General features: G+C 73.3%; 13 protein-coding genes. 9 read left to right on the top strand and 4 right to left on the bottom strand.

The genetic code is table 11. The features are described from left to right. Positions 1-45: 45 nt before the first annotated feature. Positions 46-4773 carry a hypothetical protein gene (locus ACFWIA_RS05900; RefSeq protein ID WP_387000799.1) on the top strand — a complete coding sequence of 1576 codons (4728 nt, stop codon included), beginning with the start codon at positions 46-48 and terminating at the stop codon, positions 4771-4773. A gap of 54 nt (positions 4774-4827) precedes the next feature. On the opposite strand, the gene ACFWIA_RS05895 is transcribed toward ACFWIA_RS05900, so the two are convergent. After that, positions 4828-5352, bottom strand: a complete 525-nt coding sequence (locus ACFWIA_RS05895; RefSeq protein ID WP_387000797.1) for a hypothetical protein — start codon at positions 5350-5352, stop codon at positions 4828-4830. A 494-nt stretch (positions 5353-5846) separates the two neighbouring features. On the opposite strand from ACFWIA_RS05895, the gene ACFWIA_RS05890 reads away from it, so the two are divergent. The 6 genes from ACFWIA_RS05890 (at position 5847) to ACFWIA_RS05865 (ending at position 14582) form a co-directional block, all read left to right on the top strand. Continuing rightward, on the top strand, positions 5847-8570 hold the full coding sequence (locus ACFWIA_RS05890) for a nitrate- and nitrite sensing domain-containing protein (protein WP_387000795.1): 2724 nt from the start codon (positions 5847-5849) through the stop codon (positions 8568-8570). Continuing rightward, the gene (locus ACFWIA_RS05885; RefSeq protein WP_385494088.1) at positions 8567-9004 is read left to right on the top strand and encodes a roadblock/LC7 domain-containing protein; all 438 of its coding nucleotides are present in this window, start codon (positions 8567-8569) and stop codon (positions 9002-9004) included. Before ACFWIA_RS05890 ends, ACFWIA_RS05885 begins: the two co-directional genes overlap by 4 nt. Before the next feature lie 9 nt (positions 9005-9013). After that, positions 9014-9409 carry a DUF742 domain-containing protein gene (locus ACFWIA_RS05880; protein ID WP_385494087.1) on the top strand — a complete coding sequence of 132 codons (396 nt, stop codon included), beginning with the start codon at positions 9014-9016 and terminating at the stop codon, positions 9407-9409. 25 nt (positions 9410-9434) lie between these two features. After that, positions 9435-13214: a hydantoinase B/oxoprolinase family protein gene (locus tag ACFWIA_RS05875; RefSeq protein WP_387000793.1), complete on the top strand. Its 3780-nt coding sequence runs from the start codon at positions 9435-9437 to the stop codon at positions 13212-13214. Continuing rightward, positions 13195-13800 (top strand): ATP/GTP-binding protein, encoded by a 606-nt coding sequence (locus ACFWIA_RS05870; RefSeq protein ID WP_387000791.1) that lies wholly within the window; start codon positions 13195-13197, stop codon positions 13798-13800. The genes ACFWIA_RS05875 and ACFWIA_RS05870 overlap by 20 nt, the downstream gene beginning before the upstream one ends. A 245-nt stretch (positions 13801-14045) precedes the next feature. Continuing rightward, positions 14046-14582 (top strand): NUDIX domain-containing protein, encoded by a 537-nt coding sequence (locus ACFWIA_RS05865; protein WP_387000789.1) that lies wholly within the window; start codon positions 14046-14048, stop codon positions 14580-14582. Positions 14583-14593: 11 nt separating this feature from the next. Here ACFWIA_RS05865 and ACFWIA_RS05860 read toward each other — a convergent pair whose 3' ends face one another. After that, a complete protein-coding gene (locus tag ACFWIA_RS05860; protein WP_387000788.1) occupies positions 14594-16942 on the bottom strand; it encodes a TIM-barrel domain-containing protein in 2349 nt (782 codons plus the stop codon). 204 nt (positions 16943-17146) lie between these two features. On the opposite strand from ACFWIA_RS05860, the gene ACFWIA_RS05855 reads away from it, so the two are divergent. Together ACFWIA_RS05855 and ACFWIA_RS05850 are read left to right on the top strand one after the other, a co-directional pair. Further along, entirely contained in the window at positions 17147-19129 is a 1983-nt protein-coding gene (locus ACFWIA_RS05855) for an acetoacetate--CoA ligase (protein ID WP_387000786.1), read from the top strand. A 75-nt stretch (positions 19130-19204) separates the two neighbouring features. Further along, a complete protein-coding gene (locus ACFWIA_RS05850) occupies positions 19205-20107 on the top strand; it encodes a hypothetical protein (protein ID WP_387000784.1) in 903 nt (300 codons plus the stop codon). A gap of 51 nt (positions 20108-20158) precedes the next feature. Here the strand turns inward: ACFWIA_RS05850 and ptsP are convergent, their stop codons facing one another. Further along, positions 20159-21829 carry a phosphoenolpyruvate--protein phosphotransferase gene (gene ptsP / locus ACFWIA_RS05845; protein WP_387000782.1) on the bottom strand — a complete coding sequence of 557 codons (1671 nt, stop codon included), beginning with the start codon at positions 21827-21829 and terminating at the stop codon, positions 20159-20161. A gap of 61 nt (positions 21830-21890) precedes the next feature. Then, positions 21891-22340 (bottom strand): PTS glucose transporter subunit IIA, encoded by a 450-nt coding sequence (locus ACFWIA_RS05840; protein ID WP_387000780.1) that lies wholly within the window; start codon positions 22338-22340, stop codon positions 21891-21893. Positions 22341-22749 lie beyond the last annotated feature (409 nt).

Below are 22749 nucleotides of genomic sequence, written 5' to 3'. Positions count from 1 at the left end.
CACGATCGCCCCCCACGTCCACGTTCTCGACGAGAGTCCGCCGCCATGTACGAGCTGTCCCGGGTCCGCCTCTACTCGATCGGGCCGGCCGGTGCGCGCTACGCCGACACCGTGCTCGACCTGCGCGGAGTCGGCGCCCCCGTGCCCGACCCCGCCCCCACCCAGGCGGAGTTCTTCGAGGAGGAGCCGGTCGGGCCGCCGCGCCGCCCCGCGCCCGCGGGCGTGCTGTTCCTGGAGAACGGGGGCGGCAAGTCCGTCCTCCTCAAACTGATCTTCTCGGTGATGCTCCCGGGCCACCGCAACACCCTCGGCGGAGCCAGCTCCGGAGTGCTGCGCAAGTTCCTGCTCGCCGACGACTGCGGGCACGTCGCCCTGGAGTGGCAGCACACCCTGACCGGCGAGTGCGTGGTCGTCGGCAAGGTCAGCGAATGGCGCGGCCGGCAGGTCTCCAACGACCCCCGCAAGTTCGCCGAGGCCTGGTACTCCCTGCGCCCCGGCCCCGGCCTCAGCCTGGACAACCTGCCCGTCGCCGAGTCGACCGCCGTCCGCCCGCCCGTCGAAGGAGTCTCCGGAGCCCGGGGCCGCCGCCGCACCATGAAGGGGTTCCGCGACGCCCTCACCGAGGCGGGCAAGGCGTACCCGCACCTCGACGTGCACTGGGAGGAGACCCACGAACGCTGGACGGAACACCTCGGCGAACTGGGCCTCGACCCCGAACTCTTCCGCTACCAGCGCGAGATGAACGCCGACGAGGGCGAAGCCGCCGGACTGTTCGCCGTCAAGAAGGACTCCGACTTCACCGACCTGCTGCTGCGCGCGGTCACCGACACCCGGGACACCGACGGACTCGCCGACCTCGTCAGCGGCTTCGGCAACAAGCTCGGCCGCCGTGCCGAACTCATCGCCGAACGCGACTTCACCGCGGGCTCCGTCGACCTCCTCGGCCGGATCGTGGACGCCGCGGAGACCCGGGCCCGGGCCCGCGACGTCCACGGCGCCGCCGAACGACGCACCCGCACCCTGCTCCGCGGCCTCTCGGCCCGCGCCGCCGCCGAACGGCTGCGCACCGCGGACCTCGCCCAGCGGGTCACCGCAGCCGAGCAGACCGTCAGCGAAGCCGAACAGGGGCGCGCCCGCACCGATCTGATCGCCGCCGAACTCGCCTTCCGGCACGCCTCCCTGGCGCTGGTCCGGGCGGAGAAGGCCACGGCGGCGCAGAAGCGCGAGGTCGCCGACGCCCGTACCCTGCACGCCGCCTGGCAGGGCGCGGAAGCCGTGCTGCGGCACCGCGCCGCCGCCGACCGCTCCGCCAGGGTCGCCGCCGCGATCCTCGAAGCCGAACGCGACGCCGCCCCCGCGCTGGCCGCCCGCGCCCGGGCCGCAGCCGACCTCGTCCGGGTGCTGCACACCGCCGCCGAGGAGGCCGAGGCCCTGGCCAACGAGGGCGAGGAACGCTCCACCGCCCTCCAGGAAGCGGGCGAGGCCGCCCACCGGGACGCCACGGCCGCCGCCACCGAAGCCCAGCGCGCCCGCAGCGAGGTGGGCCACCTGCGCCAGCGCCTCGCCGAGGTGGAGCAGGAGACCGCCGAAGCCGTGCGCGCCGGCTGGCTGGACGACACCGCCCCGGACGCCGACCCGGCGCGGGCCGCACTCGCCGCCAGCGATGCGGAGAAGTCCGCCGTCGCCGCCTGGGACACCGCACGGGAGTCCGCCCGCCGGGCCGCCGAACGCGCCCGCGAGGCCGCCGCCGCGGAGTCCCGCGCCGAACTCACCGCCGCCCGCGCCGCCGACGCCGCGCACGCCGCCCGCCGTGACCACGAGGCCGAGCAGCTGACCGTCGAGGCACTCGCCGCCGAGGAACGCCTCACCGAACTCCTCGGCCTGCCCGGCGCCCCGCCCCGCCCCGGGGACGCCCCGGGCGTCCCGCAGCCGCGCCGGGCGCCCTCAGCGCCGGTCGGCAGCGAGGCTCCCCGCCGCCGCGCGGGCGGTGCCGCCGCCCCGGACCCGGACGAGGACGCCGCCTCCGGCACGACGGGCCCGCTCACGGTCGAGCAGCTCGACCACGTCGCCGACGATCTGCGCGGCCTCCTGGACGAGGGCGTGACCGCGGCCGAGCGGCACCTCTTCGACCTGCGGACCGCCGCCGCCGACGACTCCCGCATCCTCGGCGCCCTCGGCGACGGCGGACTGCTGCCGCCCGGCCCCGACGTCCTCGCCACCGTGGAGTTCCTCGGCGAACAGGGCATCCCCGCCCTCCCCGGCTGGCGCTACCTCGCCCAGGCCGTCGACCCCGCCGACCACGCCCGGGTGCTCGCCGCCCGCCCGGAACTCGTCGACGGGGTCGTCATCACCGACCCCGACACCCACGCCCGCGCCCGCGAGGCGCTCGCCGGCGCCGCCCTGTTGCCGCGCTCCACGGTCGCCGTGGGCACCGCCGCGGCCCTGCTCGCCCCCACCCCGCCGGCCGGCGCCGCCGAGGACGCCGCCGACACCGCGGTGTTCCTGGTCCCGCCGAACCCGGCCATGCACGACGAGCACGCCGCAGACGAGGAACGCCGGGCCCTACGGACGCGCGCCACCCGGCGGGACGAGGAGATCAGGGCCCTCGCCGCGCGCCTCGGCAAGGACCGCGAACTCGCCTCCCGCCTCGCCTCCTGGCGCACCGGCTGCCCCGCCGGCCGCCTCACCGAACTCGCTGACGCCGCCCAGCAGGCCCGGACCTTCGCCGAGGAGGCCGAAGCCGAACTGGCCGAGGCCCGCACCGAGCGCGCGGAGGCCGAGGAGACCGCCGCCGAGGCCGCCCGGGTCCGCGAGGAGCGCCAGGAGACGGCCCAGCGCGCCCGCCGTGCGGCCGACGCCCTCGCCGGTCTTGCTTTCCGGCTGCGGGAACGCGCCGCCTGGCAGGTGAAGGTGCGCGAGCTCTCCGACGAGGCCGTCGAGTCGGAGGCCCGGGCCCAGCACTGCCTCGACCGCGCCCGCGCCGCCGACGAGGACCGCCGCGCCGCCCAGCGGGCCGCCGACGACGCCCGCCGCACGGCCCGCGCCCTGCGTGCCGAACGCACCGACATCGCCGGCGCCCCCGAGGACCCCCAGGAGCAGGACGACAGCGCCCCGGCCGCACCGAAGGCATCGCTGCCCGCGCTCAGGGAGGCGTACCGCGCCGCTTCCCAGGTGTACGAGAAGGTCGGCGTCGGCGCCGACCTGCGGGCCGAACAGGCCCGGGCCGAGAGCGACGAGAGCGCCGCCCTCACCGAACTCGACCGCCTCACCAACAAGGTCCGCGCCCGGGCCGAACAACTCCTCCAGTCCCCGGACGGCGCCGACGGCCCCTCCCGGCAGGCCGCCGCCGCCCGCGCCGAAGAACTGGTGCAGCTGCTGGAGAACCGGGTATCCGCGGCCAGTGAGCAACTCGGGCGGCTGCGGGGCGACGCGGAACGCCTCGCGCCCGAGGACGCCGAGGCCCACACCGAGCTGCCCGACGCCAAGACCCCCACCAGCGTCGACCACGCCCAGATCCTGCTGCGCGCCGCGACCGCCGACCTCGCGGCCCGCACGGAGGCACTGCACCGGGCCCGCGACGCGCACGGCGAACTGCTCCGGGCCCACCGCACGGCCCAGGACGCCGCCGGGGGCTTCGACGAGACCGCGGCACTCCTGCGGGACCTGCTGCGCGACCACCACGACGACGAGTCCGCCGCCGAGGAGGCCGAGCCCTACCCGGGCAGCCTGGACCAGGCCCGCACCGCCGCCGCCGAGACCCGCCGCTCGCTGCGCGGCTGCGCCACCGACCTCTCGGCGGCCGACGGCGCCGTGCGCGAGGCCAGCGACGTCCTCGTGCGGCACGCCAACTCCACCCGGTACGAGCAGGTCCGCACCCCGGCCCGCCAGCAGATCCGCGAACTGCCCGCCGCCGCGCTGCCCGAGCACGCCCAGAAGTGGGCCGACGCGTTCGCGCCCCGGTTGCGGGTGCTCACCGACGAACTGGCCCAACTGGAGCGCAACCGCGACTCGATCGTGGACCGGCTACGCGGGCTCGTGGAGTCGGCCCTGGCGACCCTGCGCTCGGCGCAGCGCCTGTCCCGCCTCCCCGAGGGGCTCGGCGAGTGGTCGGGGCAGGAGTTCCTGCGCATCCGCTTCGAGGAGCCCGACCAGGCCACCCTGGTCGAACGGCTGGGCGAGGTGATCGACGAGGCGACCCGTGCCGCCGTCCGCAAGAACGCGGACCTCCGGCGGGACGGGATGTCCCTGCTGCTGCGCGGGGTGGGGGCCGCCCTGGAGCCCCGGGGGATCGCGGTGGAGATCCTCAAGCCGGACGCCGTCCTGCGCGCGGAGCGGGTGCCGGTCGGACAGATGGGCGACGTGTTCTCCGGCGGCCAGCTGTTGACCGCGGCGATCGCCCTCTACTGCACGATGGCCGCGCTGCGCTCCAACGACCGGGGCCACGACAAGCACCGCCACGCCGGCACCCTGTTCCTCGACAACCCCATCGGCCGGGCCAACGCCACGTATCTGCTGGAGCTCCAGCGCGCGGTGTCGGACGCGCTCGGGGTCCAGCTCCTGTACACCACGGGACTCTTCGACACCACGGCCCTCGCGGAGTTCCCGTTGGTCATCAGGCTGCGCAACGACGCCGACCTGCGGGCCGGGTTGAAGTACATCAGCGTCGAGGAGCACCTGCGTCCCGGACTGCCCCGGGCCAGTGCGTCGGACGAGGGCGTGCACGGGGAGATCACCGCGACCCGGATGTACAAGCGCCCGGCCCCCACGGCCTGACGCCCGGTGCCCGCGCCGCGCAGGGCGGCGCGGGCACCGGGGCCCTCACCAGGGCTACGAGTGGGACAGCTGCTCCGGCCGGCCCCCGCGCCGCTCCTGGCGCGCCCGGGCCCGCTCGGCCCGCCGCTCCTGCTTCCCCACCCGGCGCCGCTCGCGCCGCAGGGCCCGCGCCGTGCTGCTGGGCGTGGAGACCACGCCGTGGCGCTGCTTCCACACCTGGCGCGTCACCCAGACGTCGAGCACGCTCCAGGTGGCGACCACCGTGCTCAGGATGCTGCTCAGCACCATCGGGAACGCCAGCCACGACTCGGCGAGCGTGCAGAAGAACGCCACCATGGCCTGGATCAGGGTGACCGATACGATCAGTACGGCCCGCACGGCCGCCGTGCGCACCGGATCGGCCATCCGGTACCGGTGCGCGGGTTCCTCGACCCACAGGGGTTTGGGGCGGGGCGATGTGACCCCCGCCGAGTCGTCCACCCGATGGACCCGGGCGGTCGCCCCGACTCCACCGTCCGCGTCCGAACGCTCCACCGGGGTCTTCCACCCGGTCGGCGTCCGCCGCTCTGCCGTCTTCATGACCTCGTCACTCCCCACCGTCCACGGGTCCGTCCGCCGGTGCCGCAGCCGTCGACAACCATGTCGTGCCCGTCTTGCTCTGTTTTATGCCGCCCGACGGCGGCGCGGGGCCGTTGTGACCACACGGTGATCCGGCGGCCCGCTCGCACCCCGCTCATGAACGCCGGCTCCCCTTCGCACCGGCCACTTCGAAGGCGTCACCCCGCGCCCCGCCTCCGTAAGGAAGACGCACGAGTGCACGTGAAGATTCCCGCATACCGTACGTTTCCAGCCAACTGATCTCGCTGAGCGGAGGGATCGGAGGCGGAGACGTGTGCGCCGGTCTGGGCGGCAATCTCCCATCATAGGTGGACAACTGATGATGTATCGCGGGTCCCGTCGGGAACAATTATCCGGACACGTCTTCGAGAAGTGGCTACGTCAGTAGTAGGCTCACGCCGTTTCTTGACGCGCCTGTTTACCCCCGGCACGGGGGTTCGAAGTAGGGGGAGGCCATGCGCTTTCGCGGGAGATCGATCCGCCGGAAGATCGTGGCATTGTTGCTGGTGCCGCTGGTCTCGCTCACCGCGCTGTGGGGCTTCTCCACCGTGATCACGAGCCGTGAGGCGGTCCAACTGCTGACGGTCGCCGAGGTGGTCGACAAGATCGGTTATCCGATCGAGGACATGGTCCAGGCCATCCAGGAGGAGCGCCGCCAGTCCATGGTCTACCTCGCGGACGCCAGCTCCAGCGACGCCCTGACCGATCTGCACCGCGTCCGGGAACGTACGGACGAACTCGTCGCGAAGGTCCGCAAGAACACCCGGGCCTCCGGTGTCGCCGACGACCTCGACGCCGAGTCCCGCGGTCGCCTCACCGCCCTCCTCGAAGCCCTCGACGGCATCGAATCGGTGCGGCACGCCGTCGAGGAGGGCACGGTCAGCCGGACCACCGCCCTCGACCTCTACAACCTGTTGATCGACCCCAGCTACGCGCTCGTGATGACCGTGCACGGCCTGGACGACCCGGAGATGGACAAGCAGGGCCGCGCCCTCGTCGGCATCGCCCGCGCCCGCGAACTCCTCTCCCGGGAGGACGCCCTCCTCGGCTCCGCGCTCGTCGCCCGCAGCCTCACCCGCCACGAGATCCGCACCATCTCCGACCTGGTCGCCCAGCGGGAACTGCTGTACGAGGTCAACCTGACGCTGCTCCCGGCCTCGGAACGCGAGCGCTACGTCAACTACTGGCACGAGGACGAGACCGCCGCGCTCCGGGTCGCCGAACAGTCCGTCGGCGCCGCCGCCCCCGGCGTGCCCACCATGGTCTCCGCGGGCGAGTGGAACGAGGCCACCGAGGGCGTCCTCGACAACCTCGCCGACCGCAACGCCGCCGCCAACGACCGCTACCAGGACCGGGTCCACCCCATCGCCGTCGGGGTCATCGCCCGGGCCGTCATCGCGGGCGTCCTCGGTCTGATCGCCCTGCTGTTCTCGGTGTTCCTCTCCGTGCGCATCGGCCGCGGACTCATCCGCGACCTGCGCCAGCTGCGACTGGAGGCCACCGAGGCGTCCGGCGTCCGGCTCCCGGGCGTCATGCGGCGCCTCGCCTCGGGCGAGAAGATCGACGTCAACACCGAAGCCCCGCGCCTCGAGTACGGCAAGGACGAGATCGGCCAGGTCGGACTCGCCCTGAACATCCTCCAGCGGGCCGCCGTCGAAGCCGCGGTGAAACAGGCCGAACTGCGCCACGGCGTCTCCGAGGTCTTCGTCAACCTCGCCCGCCGCAGCCAGGTCCTGCTCCACAAGCAGCTCACGCTGCTGGACGCCATGGAGCGTCGCACCGAGGACACCGACGAACTCGCCGACCTCTTCCGCATCGACCACCTCACCACCCGCATGCGCCGCCACGCGGAAGGTCTGGTGATCCTCTCCGGCGCCGCTCCCTCCCGCCAGTGGCGCAAGCCCGTGCAGCTGATGGACGTCGTCCGCGCCTCCGTCGCCGAAGTCGAGGACTACGAGCGCATCGCCGTCCGCCGACTGCCCAGGATCGCCGTCACCGGCCCCGCCGTCGCCGACGTCACCCACCTGGTCGCCGAACTCCTGGAGAACGCCACGGTGTTCTCCCCGCCGCACACCACGGTCCAGGTGCACGGCGAGTACGTGGCCAACGGCTTCACCCTGGAGATCCACGACCGGGGACTGGGCATGACCTCCGAGGCGCTGCTCGACGCCAACCTCCGGCTCGCCGAGACCCCGGAGTTCGAACTGTCCGACACGGACCGCCTGGGTCTGTTCGTCATCAGCCGACTCGCCCAGCGCCAGAACGTCCGCGTCGCGCTCCAACCGTCGCCGTACGGCGGCACGACCGCCGTCGTGTTCCTGCCCGACGTCCTGCTCACCGACGCGGCGCCGGACGGCGACACCGACGGCGTCGGGGTCCGCGCCGGACGCGTCCTCGCCGAGGCCAGGACGGGCGGCCGTGCCGCAACCCCGGCCCAGGGCACCGGAACGCTCCCCGGACTGCCCGCCTCCGTCCTGGACGGCCCCGCCGAAGTGGCGGCCCCCATCGGCTCCGCCGACGACATCGAGGTCTTCACCGGCCGACTCGGCGCCCCGGACGACCACACGCCCCCGCCCGGACGGCACCGCGCGCCGGACGAGTACCGCGAAGCCGAACCGGACCTCCAGCGCCGCCGCGCCCCCAAGCTCGTCAGCTCCCACGGCCGCCCGGTCGTCGAAGCCGGAGCCCGCACCCCCGAACCCGGCGCGGAGCGGACCACCGCACGCACCGGCCCCGGCACCCCGCCGGACCTCCCGCGCAGACGCCGCTTCCCGGAGGCCACCACGAGCACCCCCGCGCCCGGCGGTGACGCCGTACGAAGCATCCAACCCCCGGCCGGCGACGCCACCGCACGCGGCGGAGCCACCCTGCCCCGACGGGACCGCACCCCCACGGACCGACGGCGCCCCGCCCCGGACGGTCCCACGGCGGAGCCCCCGACCGGCGGCCTCCCGCGCCGGGTCCGCCAGGCCAATCTCGCGCCCCAGCTCAGACAGGGACCGGACCTGCGCAGCGATCGCACCCGACCGGCGCCCGAAGAGCGGGACGCCGACGAAGTACGCAGCCGCATGGCCTCGCTCCAACGAGGGTGGGCCCGCGGCCGCGAAGAGAACGCCGAGGGCGACACCGCCCGGGGCGGCACAGCACACGGAACCACATCTGAGGGGGACGGTCGATGACCGCACCACAGGCCAACGGCCACATCGCGACTGGGGAGAACTCCGACCTCAACTGGCTGCTCGACGAACTCGTCCAGCGGGTCGCCAGCATCCGGAAGGCGCTCGTCCTGTCCGGTGACGGCCTGCCGACCGGTGTGTCGCAGGGACTGACCCGGGAGGACAGCGAGCACCTCGCAGCGGTGGCCTCCGGTTTCCACAGCCTGGCCAAGGGCGTGGGCCGCCACTTCGACGCGGGCGGCGTCCGCCAGACCGTCGTGGAACTCGACGAGGCGTTCCTCTTCGTCACCGCCGCCGGAGACGGCAGCTGCCTCGCCGTCCTGTCCGACGCGGACTCCGACGTGGGTCAGGTCGCCTACGAGATGACCCTGCTCGTGAAGCGGGTCGGCGCGCACTTGGGGGCCGCTCCGCGCACCGAACCGTCCCCTGGCGGGTAGTGGGACTGCATGAGCGCAGACGGTCAGGGAACCCCCCACTGGTTCGATGACGACGCCGGCCCCGTGGTACGTCCGTACGCGATGACCCGGGGCCGCACCACCAGCGCCAACCAACACCGCCTCGATCTGATCGCGGTGGTGCTCACCGAGTCCCACGTAGCCAACCCGGAGGCCGACCAGTCACTCTCCCCGGAACACGTCGACATCATCGAACTGTGCCGCGACACGCCGCAGTCCGTCGCCGAACTCGCGGCGGAACTGGACCTTCCGATCGGCGTGGTCCGCGTCCTGATCGGTGACCTCGTCGAAGACGAACTCGTGCACGTGACACGCCCCGTGCCACCCGCCGAGCTGCCGGACGCGAGTATCCTGCGCGACGTGATCAGCGGCCTGAGGGCCCTCTGAGCAGCACGGCAGCGGGGAGAACGACGTGACGGGCTGGCAGTTCTGGGTCGACCGCGGTGGCACCTTCACCGATGTCGTCGCGCGCAGGCCCGACGGGAGCCTCGTCACCCGCAAGGTCCTCTCCGCACGGCCCCGCGACCCCGCGGGACCCGGAGGGACCCCCGGCGACCCCGGCCCCGGGACCCCCGACACCGACGCCGCCGTCGAGGGCATCCGGCTCCTCCTCGCCGCACACGCAGAAGCAGCAGTGCACCCGGAACGAGCAGCGCACCCGGAACCCGCAGAGCGTCCGCAGCACCCCGGACCCGCCCCGGCCGCGCCCACGATCGCGTCCCTGCGCATGGGCACCACCGTCGCCACCAACGCCCTGCTCGAACGCACCGGGGAACGCACCGCCCTCGTCATCACCCGGGGGTTCCGCGACGCCCTGCGCATCGGCTACCAGGACCGGCCCCGCATCTTCGCCCGCGAGATCGTCCTGCCGGCCCCGCTCCACGAGCGCGTCATCGAGGTCGACGAACGCGTCACCGCCCAGGGCCAGGTACTGCGCCAGCCCGACCTCGACGCCCTCGAAGGACCGCTGCGCGCCGCCCGCGCCGACGGCGTCCGCGCCGTCGCCGTCGTCCTGCTCCACAGCCACCTGTACCCCGAACACGAACAGCGCGTCGGTGAACTCGCCGCCCGCATCGGCTTCCCCCAGATCTCCCTGTCCAGCGAGGTCAGCCCCCTGATGAAGCTGGTCCCCCGCGGCGACACCACCGTCGCCGACGCCTACCTCTCGCCGGTGCTGCGCCGCTACGTCCAGCGCCTGGGCGAGGCACTGGACGTGCCCCGCGGACGCCTGCTGTTCATGCAGTCCAACGGGGGACTCACCGACGCCACCCGGTTCCGCGGCAAGGACGCCGTCCTGTCCGGACCGGCGGGCGGCATCGTCGGCATGGCCCGCATGTCCGAACTCGCCGGCCACGACCGCGTCATCGGGTTCGACATGGGCGGCACGTCCACCGACGTCTCCCACTACGCCGGCACCTACCCACGCGTCCTCAGTCACACCGTCGCCGGAGTGCGACTGCGGGCCCCCATGCTCGACATCCACACCGTCGCCGCCGGCGGCGGCTCCGTCCTCCACTTCGACGGCAGCCGCTACCGCGTCGGCCCCGACTCCGCCGGCGCCGACCCCGGCCCCGCCTGCTACCGCGCCGGGGGACCGCTCACCGTCACCGACGCCAACCTGATGCTCGGCCGCATCCAGCCCGACCACTTCCCCCAGGTGTTCGGGCCCCACCGCGACCAACCACTCGACGGCGCACTCGTCCGCCACCGCTTCGCCGCGCTCGCCGCCGAGATCACCCGCCGCACCGGCGACGACCGCACCCCGGAACAGGTCGCCGAGGGATACCTGCGCATCGCCGTGGCCAACATCGCCAACGCCGTCACCCGCATCTCCGTCCAACAGGGCCACGACGTCACCCGCTACGCCCTGACCACCTTCGGCGGCGCCGGGGGACAGCACGCCTGCCGGGTCGCCGACGCGCTCGGCATCCGCACCGTCCTCGTACCACCCCTGGCGGGCGTGCTGTCCGCCCTCGGCATCGGCCTCGCCGACCTCGCCGCCCTACGCGAACAGTCCGTCGAAGCACCCCTGGCCCCGGCCACCACCCCCCGGGTGCGCGACACCGCCGACGCCCTGGAAGCGACCGCCCGCGCCGAACTGCTGGCCGAAGGCGTCCCCGACGCGGACGTTCGCGTCACCCGGCGCGCCCACCTGCGCTACGACGGCACGGACACCACCCTCGCCGTCGACCTCGGGGAACCGGACGCGATGGCCCGGGCCTTCGAGGACCGCCACCGCGCCGTGTACTCCTTCGCCCTGGACCGCCCGATCGTCATCGAGTCCGTCTCGGTGGAGGCCGTGGGCCCCACCGATCCCCCCGACCTGTCCTGTCTCGCCCCGCCCGTCACCGCCCCCGAGCCCCCCGCCGAGGCGACCCTGCACACCGGCGGAGCCTGGCGACGGGCCCCGCTGCACCGCCGCGCCCGCCTGTCACCGGGCCTCGTCGTCACCGGACCCGCACTGATCACCGAGGACGGCGCGACCACCGTCGTCGACGACGGATGGCGGGCCACCCCGCACCCGGCGGGCCACCTGGTCCTGGAACGCACCACCGCACCCGAGGACTCCCGCGCCGGCACCACCGCCGACCCGGTGCTCCTGGAGGTCTTCAACAACCTCTTCATGTCCATCGCGGAACAGATGGGCGCCCGGCTGGAGTCCACCGCGCAGTCCGTCAACATCAAGGAACGCCTCGACTTCTCCTGCGCCCTCTTCGACCCCGAGGGCGACCTCGTGGCCAACGCCCCGCACATCCCCGTCCACCTGGGATCGATGGGCACCAGCGTCAAGGAGGTCATCCGCCGCCGTGGCCGCACCATGCGCCCCGGCGACGCCTACGCGGTCAACGACCCCTACCACGGCGGCACCCACCTGCCCGACGTCACCGTCATCACCCCCGTCTTCGCCCGCCCCACCGACGCCGACGCCGGAGCACAGCCCCCCGGGGCCCCGCTCTTCTTCGTGGCCTCGCGCGGACACCACGCCGAGATCGGCGGCACCGCCCCCGGCTCCATGCCCGCCGACAGCCGCACCCTCGCCGAGGAGGGCGTCCTCTTCGACGACTGGCTGCTCACCGAGGACGGCCGCTTCCGCGAGGCGGAAACCCTCCGCCTGCTCACCACGGCGACCCACCCCTCCCGCGACCCCGACACCAACCTCGCCGACCTGCGCGCCCAGATCGCCGCGAACCACAAGGGCGTGGACGAGGTCCGCCGCGTCATCGACGACTTCGGCCTCGACGTCGTCCAGGCGTACATGCGCCACGTCCAGGACAACGCCGAGGAATCCGTCCGCCGGGTGATCGACACCCTCCGGGACGGCGCCCACACGTACGAGACCGACTCGGGCGCCGTCATCCGGGTACGGGTCACCGTCGACCGCGCAGCCCGCGCGGCCACCGTCGACTTCACCGGCACGTCCCCCCAGCTGACGACCAACTTCAACGCCCCGTCCGCCGTGGTCGTCGCGGCCGTGCTCTACGTGTTCCGCACCCTCGTCGCCGAGGACATCCCCCTCAACGACGGCAGCCTGCGCCCCCTGCGCATCGTCGTCCCACCCGGCTCGCTGCTCGCCCCGCGCCCCCCGGCCGCCGTCGTCGCGGGCAACGTGGAGACCTCACAGGCCATCACCGGCGCCCTGTACGCCGCCCTGAACGTCCAGGCGGAGGGCTCCGGCACGATGAACAACGTCACCTTCGGCAACGACCGCCACCAGTACTACGAGACGATCGCCTCCGGCTCCGGCGCCGGGGACGGCTTCCACGGAACGTCCGTCGTCCAGACCCACATGACCAACTCCCGGCTCACCGACCCGGAGGTCCTGGAGTGGCGCCTGCCCGTCCTCCTGGAGGAGTTCTCCGTCCGGCACGGCAGCGGCGGCGCCGGTCGCTGGCACGGCGGCGACGGAGCCGTGCGCCGCATCACGTTCCGGGAGCCCATGACCGTCTCCACCCTCTCCCAACACCGCAGGGTCCCGCCCTACGGTCTCGCCGGCGGTGCCCCGGGCGCCTGCGGCACCGACCGGGTCGAACACCCGGACGGTACGGTCCTGCACCTGGACGGCAGCGACACGGTCGCCGTCCGCCCCGGCGACGTACTCGTCATCGAAACACCTGGCGGCGGAGGATACGGTCCCCCGCCGCCCCACACCACTGAGGCAGGAGACGAATCCGATGGTCCTGGGGCGTACTGAGCGGGGCAAGGCCCCCATAGAACCCGTCACCCTCAAGATCCTGGTGGCGGGCGGCTTCGGCGTGGGCAAGACCACCCTGGTCGGCGCGGTGAGCGAGATCAAGCCACTGCGCACCGAGGAGACCCTCAGCGAAGCCGGCCGCCCGGTCGACGACACCCACGGCGTCGAGGGCAAGAACACCACCACCGTGGCGATGGACTTCGGCCGCATCACCCTCCGCCAGGACCTGGTGCTCTACCTCTTCGGCACCCCCGGACAGGACCGCTTCTGGTTCCTCTGGGACGAACTGGCCACCGGGGCGCTCGGCGCCGTCGTCCTCGCCGACACCCGCCGCCTGGAGGACTGCTTCGCCGCCGTCGACTACTTCGAACGGCGCAGCATCCCCTTCATCGTCGGCGTCAACTGCTTCGACGGAGCCGACCGTTACCCCGCCGACTCGGTGCGCCAAGCACTCGACCTCGACGACTCCGTTCCCGTCGTCCTGTGCGACGTCCGGCACCGGGATTCCGCAAAGGAAGTCCTCATCGAGGTCGTCGAACACGCCCTGACCGTCGGCGAGGTGACGCGCCAGACCGCCACCACCTGACGGGACCGGGCGCCACCGACCGTCGGGCACCTCCACACGACGGTCGGCGAACGACGCACGAACGACGAAATTCGGCCCCGGGCGGCAGAACCGCACACCCCCGAACTGCGTCCGGTCTTATCGGTGGGGTTGGCCGGGACCGACGGGGGTGGTTCCGGCCAACCCCACCGCACGGTCCGACGGCCGTACCGCCCGCACCCGGGACGGCGCGCCGTCCGCCCCGGGCGATCGGATACAGTCCGCGCGTGTCCGATTCCCAGCACCACACCACCAACCCCGTACGGGACTCCCACTGTTCGAGCTGTGGCGCCCCCTTCGCCGCCGAGGCATCCGGCTGGCCCAGGGGGTGTGCCACCTGCGGCACCACGACGTACCGCAACCCCCTGCCCGTGGCGGTGGCCCTCCAGCCCGTCTACGACGATCAGGGCACCGCCCTGGTCGTCATCACCCGCACGGTGGCCCCCGCCCTCGGCGGCATAGCCCTGCCCGGCGGGTTCATCGACCACCACGAGGACTGGCGCGAGGCCCTCGTCCGGGAGCTCAAGGAAGAGACCGGCATCGACGCCGCGGCCAGGGACGTGCGCATTGCCCACGTGCTCAGCGCACCCGACGGGTACCTCGTCCTCTTCGGAGCCCTCCCCGAACGACCCGCGTCCGAACTGCCCCCCTCCGTGCCCACGGACGAGACGGAAGGGTGGCACCTGCTGCGCCGCCCCACGGAACTCGCCTTCCCCCTCCACACCCTGGCCGCCAAGGCGTGGTTCGAGGGCCGCCACGGCTGAGCCGGTCCGGCTCACACCTCCCGCAGCCGGACCGGATACCCCACCGGGCCACCGCCCTCACGCTCCACGACCACCCGGTCACCCCGCCACCGCGTGGTGAAACGCTCCACCTCGGACGCCCCCCACCCGTCACCGGCGTCCGCCACCACCAGACCGCCTCCCGTACCCCCACGCATGGGAGGCCACACCTCCAACTCCACCCCGCCGTCAGCCCCGCGCACCGGCACCACCGCACCCGCCCGCACCAGGACCGGCACCCGCGACAACGGCGCCGCCACCCGCACCCGCCCCGGCCCCGTGAACGCCACGCCACTCACCGCGTCGTACCAGGTGCCCGCCGGCAGCTGCACCGCCCGCCGGTCCACCCCCGGCTCCACCACCGGCGCGACCAACAGGGCGTCACCCAACAGGAACGCGTCCCCGCAGTCCCGCAACGCCCGGTCCTCCGGAGCACCCCACCACAACGGACGCACGTAGGGCGCCCCCGTGCGCGCCGCCAACTGCGCCAACGTCATCAAGTACGGGGCCAACCGCCGCCGTTCGAGCAGCACCGCCCGCGCGTGCTCCACCACCTCCTCGCCGAACGCCCACGGCTCCCGCCGCCCCGCCCGCAGCGCCGAATGGGTACGGAACAACGGGAGGTGCGCACCCAACTGGAACCACCGCAGGTACAACTCGGGAGACGGACTCCCCGTGAAGCCCCCCACGTCCGGCCCGGAGTACGGCACCCCGCACAACCCCAACCCCAGCACCAACGCCAACGACGCGCGCAACCCCGGCCACCCCGTCGCCACGTCCCCCGACCAGGTGCCCCCGTACCGCTGCATCCCCGCCCAGCCCGACCGCGAGAACAAGAACGGCCGCTCCGCCGGACGCAGCCGCCGGACCCCCTCGTAGGCAGCCCGCGCCATCCCCAGGGCGTACACGTTGTGCGCCTCCCGGTGGTCCCCGCCCCGCCCCTCCAACGCGTGCCGCGCCGACCGGGGCAACGTCCGCTCGCCGAACGCCGCGAACGACACCGGTTCGTTCATGTCGTGCCAGAACCCCGCGAACCCCTGACCCAACCGCTCCCCGTACCAGTCACCCCACCACGCACGCACCCCCGGATCCGTGAAGTCCGGGTACACCGACTCACCCGCCCAGACCGTGCCGACCACCTCCCGCCCGGTCGCGTCCCGCACGAACGCCCCCACGGCCCGCCCCGACTCGAACACCGGGTTCCCCGGCTCCGCCTTCACCGCCGGATCGACGATCGACACCAACCGCACCCCGTCCGCCGCCAGCTCCCGCGCCAACTCCGGCAACTCCGGGAACCGCCGCCGGTCCACCGTGAACACCCGGTGCCCGTCCAGATGGTCGATGTCCAGGTGCACCGCGTCCAACGGCAACCCCCGCTCCCGGTACCCGGCGACCGTCCGCCGCACCTCGGCCGCACTCCCGAACCCCCACCGCGCGTGCTGGTACCCGAGCGCCCACCCGGGCGGCACCGCGGGCGCCCCCGTCAACGACACCCAGGTGTGCAGCACCCGGGCCGGCGCGCCCACCACCACCCAACACCGCAACGGCCCCCCGTCACAGCGCAGCTCCACCGTCCCCGGCCGGTCGTGCCCCGACCCGTCCCCCTCCTCGCCCTCCTGGAGCGAGACCGACCCGTCCCACGTCGTGTCGTGGAAGACCAGGTGCGTCCCGCCGTCCGCCACCACCCACTGCACGGGCATCGTGATCGACAACGGGTCGTCACCCGGCCCGAACGAACCCCCCGGATCGGTGTTCCACAACCGGTACGTCCCGTCCACCAGCCGCGGCCCCGCCGCCCGCCCCCCGAGCCCGAAGAACCGCGCGTCCGCCGCCACCTCCGCCCGCTGCACCCACCGCGACACCCCGCCCCCGGCCGACTCCCACCAGCGCGGCGGCTCGACCCGGCGCAGCACCACCCCGCCCGGCGTACGGACCTCGATCCCCCCGTACCGCGACACCGCGACCGTGATCCGCTCCGACACCACCCGCCACCCACCGTCCTTGTCCGGCTCCAACATGACGCGCGGATCGGCCTCCGGCGCCGCGCCGCACAAGGCGTACGACGGCTCGGGACCGGCACCGTCCCAGCCCCAGAACACCGCCCCCGTCACCGTGACCAGCAGCCGCAGTTCCGAACGGGCGAACCGGATGACACCCCCGCCCGGACCCGACGCCACGTCCGTCACCGCTCCCGGCACCCGCGCCCGCTCCGCCCCCCGCGGCGCCAGGGCGGACGCGTCCACCCGCCGTCGGCGCAGCGCCGCGCGCACCGCACGCAGCCCCAGCGACGGTCCCCCCGCACCAAGTGCCTTCACCGACCGCAACAGGCCACGACCATCCATGACGATCACCCTGCCACCGCGCCCACGGGCAACGTGGCGCGTTCAGCCCCCGTTCACCCGGGACACCACCACTCCTCACCGGCGCGTCCCGCCCTGGTGCCCGAGTCGATCACATGGCATCGTCCCCCTCAGCCGCCGAGGCGCACACCACCCACCGTGCGCCGAGGACGCCCACACCCAGCACACGGCAGGGGAGCACCGACCATGTCCTCGTCCTCAGCGAACACCCCACCGCTCTGGCAGCCCGACCGGCGGACCGTGGAGTCCGCCCGGATCACCCGCTTCCAGACCTGGGCCGCCGCCCACCACGGCGCCCCCGCCCACGGCGGGTACCCGGCCCTGCACCGCTGGTCCGTCGACGCACTCGACACCTTCTGGCAGGCCGTCGCCGAATGGTTCGACGTCCGCTTCACCACGCCCCCCACCCAGGTGCTCGGCACCCGCCGGATGCCCGGCGCGACCTGGTTCCCGGGCGCCACCCTCAACTACGCCGAACACGCCCTGCGAGCCGCCGCCGACCGCCCCGCCGAACCCGCCCTCCTCCACGTCGACGAGACCCACGGCCCCGCCCCGGTGACCTGGGCCGAGCTACGCCGCCAGGTCGGCTCGCTGTCCGCCGCGCTGCGCGACCTCGGGGTCCGCCCGGGCGACCGGGTCAGCGGCTACCTCCCGAACGTCCCGCAGGCCGTCGTGGCCCTCCTCGCCACCGCCACCGTGGGCGCCGTGTGGACCTCCTGCGCCCCCGACTTCGGCGCCCGCAGCGTCCTCGACCGCTTCCAACAGGTCGAACCCGTCGTCCTCTTCACCGTCGACGGCTACCGCTACGGGGGCAAGGAACACGACCGCACCGACACCGTCGCCGAACTCCGGGCCCAGCTGCCGACCCTGCGCGCCGTCGTCCACGTCCCCCTGCTCGGCACCCCCGCCCCCGACGGCGCCCTGGAGTGGGCGGACCTCACCGCCGACGACACCGCACCGGACTTCGCCCCGGTCCCCTTCGACCACCCCCTGTGGGTGCTGTACTCCTCCGGCACCACCGGACTGCCCAAGGCGATCGTCCAGTCCCAGGGCGGCATCCTCCTGGAGCACTACAAACAACTCGGGCTCCACTGCGACCTCGGCCCCGACGACCGCTTCTTCTGGTACACGTCCACCGGCTGGATGATGTGGAACTTCCTCGTCTCCGGGCTCCTCACCGGCACCACGATCGTCCTGTACGACGGCAGCCCCGGACACCCCGACACCGGTGCCCAGTGGCGCATCGCCGAACAGACCGCCGCCACCTTCTTCGGCACCTCCGCCGCCTACGTGATGGCCTGCCGCAAGGCCGACGTGCACCCGGCCCGCGACCACGACCTCAGCCGCGTCCGCTGCGTCGCCACCACCGGCTCCCCGCTGCCCCCCGACGGCTTCCGCTGGCTGCACGACGAGTTCGCCGACCGCGACGGCGGCCTGTGGATCGCCTCCGTCAGCGGCGGCACCGACGTCTGCTCCTGCTTCGCCGGCGCGGTGCCCACCCTCCCCGTCCACATCGGCGAACTCCAGGCACCCGGCCTCGGCACCGACCTCCAGGCATGGGACCCGCAGGGGCGACCCCTCCTCGACGAGGTCGGCGAACTCGTCGTCACCCGGCCCATGCCGTCCATGCCGCTCTACTTCTGGAACGACCCCGACGGCCACCGCTACCACGACAGCTACTTCGACACCTACCCCGGAGTCTGGCGGCACGGCGACTGGATCACCCTCACCCCCCACGGGTCCGTCGTCATCCACGGCCGCTCCGACTCCACCCTCAACCGCCAGGGCGTCCGCATGGGGTCCGCCGACATCTACGAGGCCGTCGAACGCCTCCCCGAGATCAAGGAATCCCTCGTCGTCGGCGTCGAACGGGCCGACGGCGGGTACTGGATGCCGCTCTTCGTCCACCTCGCCCCGGACACCGCCCTCGACGACCGACTGCGCGCCCTCGTCACCCGGACCATCCGCGAGAACCTCTCCCCCCGCCACGTCCCCGACGAGATCATCGAAATCCCCGCCGTCCCCCACACCCTCACCGGCAAACGCCTCGAAGTACCGGTCAAACGCCTCCTCCAGGGCACCCCACTCGACCGGGCCGTCAACCCCGGCTCCGTCGACCGCGTCGACCTCCTCGACTTCTACGTGGAACTCGCCGCCCGCCGCCCCTGACCCCGACCCGAGCACCGATGTCAGTCCCTCCGGTTACGGTGAGTGAGCATCGATCGACCGTGCCCAGGGGGAACCATGACACCGACCGACCACCACGCCACCACGAACGAACGGATCCGCCGCGAGATCGCCGGCACCCTCGGCCTCCTCGCCGACGCCGCGGACTTCACGGCCATGCGCCGCTACCGCAGCTTCACCTTCGACGACCACCACACCTACCTGCGCCACACCGAAGCCGTCCTCCGCGCCCTCGACGCCCGGGGCCAACACACCAGCATCGCCCTCTTCGACCCCGAGCACTACGCGTCCTACTGCGCCCGCACCGGCATCGACCCCGACACCCGCGCCTCCCGCACCCGCTTCACCGCCGAACTCGCCGCCACCGGCCCCACCGTCCCCTACGACGGCCGCCCCCTCGCCGAACTGCTCCCCGACCTCCTCGACGAGACCGCACGCCAGGCCACCTGGGAGTACGCCACCCACCTACTCGCCCGTGCGGGGGAGTGCGCCACCTGCGGCGAGGACATCGGCCGGGCCGCCTTCGCCCGCGCCTCCGACCTCCTGCTGCGCATCCTGCGCTCCGCCCGCCCCGGCGCGCACCACCTCGTCGGCAGCGTCACCACCCCCGCGGAAAACCTCCTCGGCGTCTTCCGGGCCCGCAGCGACGCGACGGGCCTCACCGAAGCCGACGAAGCCGCCGCGGTCGAACTCGCCACCGTGCTCGCCACGGGCTTCGCGACCCGGAGCCCCGGCGGCCTCGTCATGCGCACCACCACCCCGGGGCACGACGACCGCGTCCAGGGCTGGCGCCTCGTCGACGACGGACTCGCCCCCCTCACCGCGGCGCAGGTGTTCGACGCCTACTGCACCGACGCCGTCTCCGGCGAACCCGTCTCCCCGGAATCCGGCGTGGACTACTGCGCACCGCCCGACATCGACGGCATCGGCCCGGGCGCGAGCGGCCACACCCACCACTGACACCCGGCCCCGTCACCGGGGCGCCCGCACGGCGGAGCGCCCCGGCACCGACTACTCCCCGGAGAGCACCGCCTGCGCCGCGTTCCGCGCGTCCTCGGCGGTGTCCGCGGCCCGGGCCGCCGCCGCCGCGCGCTCGCACTGCGCCAGCGTGTACTTGGCCAGCGCCGCCCGTACGTACGGGATCGACGCCGAGCCCATCGACAGGGAGGTCACGCCCAGCCCCGTCAACACGCACGCCAGCAGCGGATCGGCCGCAGCCTCACCGCACACCCCGCAACTCTTGCCCTCGGCCTTCGCCGCCTCCGCCGACAGCGCCACCAGGTCCAGCAGCGCCGGCTGCCACGGGTCCTGCAACCGCGACACCGCACCCACCTGCCGGTCCGCGGCGAACGTGTACTGCGCGAGGTCATTGGTGCCCAGCGACAGGAACTCGACCTCCTGGAGGATCGAACGCGCCCGCAGCGCCGCCGAGGGGATCTCCACCATGGCACCGAACTTCGCGCGCAACCCCGCCGCACGACAGGCGTCCGCGAACGCCTTCGCATCCGTCCGGTCCGCCACCATCGGCGCCATCACCTCCAGATACACCGGAAGTCCCTCGGCTGCCCTGGCCAGCGCGGTCAGCTGGGTGCGCAGCACGTCGGGGTGGTCCAAGAGGGACCGCAACCCCCGCACCCCCAACGCCGGATTCGGCTCGTCCGCCGGGGTGAGGAAGTCCAAGGGCTTGTCCGCTCCCGCGTCCAGGACCCGGACGACGACCCGGCCCTCCGGGAACGCCTCCAACACCTGCCGGTACGCGGTCACCTGCTTCTCCTCGGACGGCGCCTTCGCGCTGTCGTCCAGGAACAGGAACTCGGTGCGGAACAGCCCGACCCCCTCGGCACCGGCCTCCACCGCCGCCGGCACGTCCGCCGGCCCGCCCACATTGGCCAGCAACGGAACCTTGTGCCCGTCGGACGTCGCGCCGGGACCGGTCGAGGAAGCCAGCGCCGCCTTGCGTTCCTCCGCGATCGCCGCCAGCGCGGCCCGCTTCTCGGCGCTCGGCTCCACGAACACCTCCCCGGTACTGCCGTCCACGGCGACCACCGCGCCTTCGGCCAGCTCCCCGGCGCCCGGCAGCGCCACCACGGCGGGCACCCCGAGCGCCCGCGCCAGGATCGCGCTGTGACTCGTCGGCCCGCCCTCCTCGGTCACGAAGCCCAGGACCAACGACGGATCCAGCAGCGCCGTGTCGGCCGGCGCCAGGTCCCGCGCGATCAGCACGTACGGCTCGTCACTGTCCGGCACACCCGGCATGGGCACGCCCAGCAACCGGGCGACGATGCGGTTGCGCACGTCATCGAGGTCGGCCACCCGCCCCGCGAGGTACTCGCCGGCCCCCGCCAGCAGCGCCCGGTACGAGGCGAAGGCGTCGTACACGGCGCGCTCGGCCGTGCTGCCCACCGCGATCCGTCGCTCGACGTCGACGATCAGCTCCGGGTCCTGGGCCATGAGGGCCTGCGCTTCGAGCACGGCTTGGGCCTCGCCACCCGCGAGGTTGCCCCGCGCGTTCAGATCGGCCGCCACGGCGTCCACCGCCTGGCGGGCGCGCCCCTGCTCCCGCTCGGCGTCCTCGGTGGGGATCTGCTTCGCGGGCGGTTCGAGGACCGCCGTGCCCATGTGCCGTACCTCGCCGATCGCCACACCGTGGCTCACGCCGACGCCCCGCAGCGTTGTTTCCATCTCACCGTCTCCGCGTACAAGCGACGGGCCCGCCGCCGCGATGGTTGTCTGCCTGTCGCCGTTACTGCCAGTCGAAGAGCGTGTCGCCCACCTTCACGTCACTGCTCTCGTTCACCGACGACAGGGAGTCCACCATGGCCTCCAACGCCACCACCGGGCACACCGGAGACTTGCCGGCCGCTTCGACCTCGGCGGGGTTCCAGCGCACGACGGCCTGACCGCGCTGCACGTTGTCCCCCTTGTTCACCAGCAGCTCGAAGCCCTGACCGTTGAGCTGCACGGTGTCGATGCCCAGATGGGTGAGCACGCCGTGCCCCTCGTCGTCGACCACCACGAACGCGTGCGGATGGAGGGAGACGATCACTCCGGAGACGGGAGCCACCGCCTCCGCGGGCGTCCGCTCGGGATCGACCGCGGTTCCGGGGCCCACCATGGCACCGGAGAAGACGGGATCCGGCACCGCGGTCAGTCCGATGGCACGGCCGGAGACAGGGGATGTCACACGGGTCATGGGCAAGCCTCCCAAGGCTCGGAGTCCGACGGCGCCGTCACCCGTCTACCCGGGCACAGCGCACTGTTCAGCAGCGTAAGTCATAAAAAGTCCGAGTTCCGTGCGGGCGGAGCCGGGTGGCGGAGGCAGGGGTGCACCCTCGATTTGCCCCCGCTGTCAAGCCCGCTGTACAGTCGTAACCCTGCCCGCGAGCAACGCGAGAGTGTTGTGGAGTCGGGCAGTCTCCATCAAGTCCTCTTCTCTCATCTTGAGATCAGAATTTCGCATGCCTGCGAGAAGCTGGTCAGGGCGAAGAAAAAGACCTGATAGAGTTTGAAACACCGAAGGGAAGCGCCCGGAGGAAAGCCTCAGCCGAATGGCTGGAGTGAGTACAAAGGAAGCGTCCGTTCCTTGAGAACTCAACAGCGTG

The sequence above is a fragment of the Streptomyces sp. NPDC127068 genome (assembly GCF_042724695.1).
GTDB lineage: Bacteria > Actinomycetota > Actinomycetes > Streptomycetales > Streptomycetaceae > Streptomyces.
This window is presented reverse-complemented; position numbering and strand designations above follow the sequence as displayed.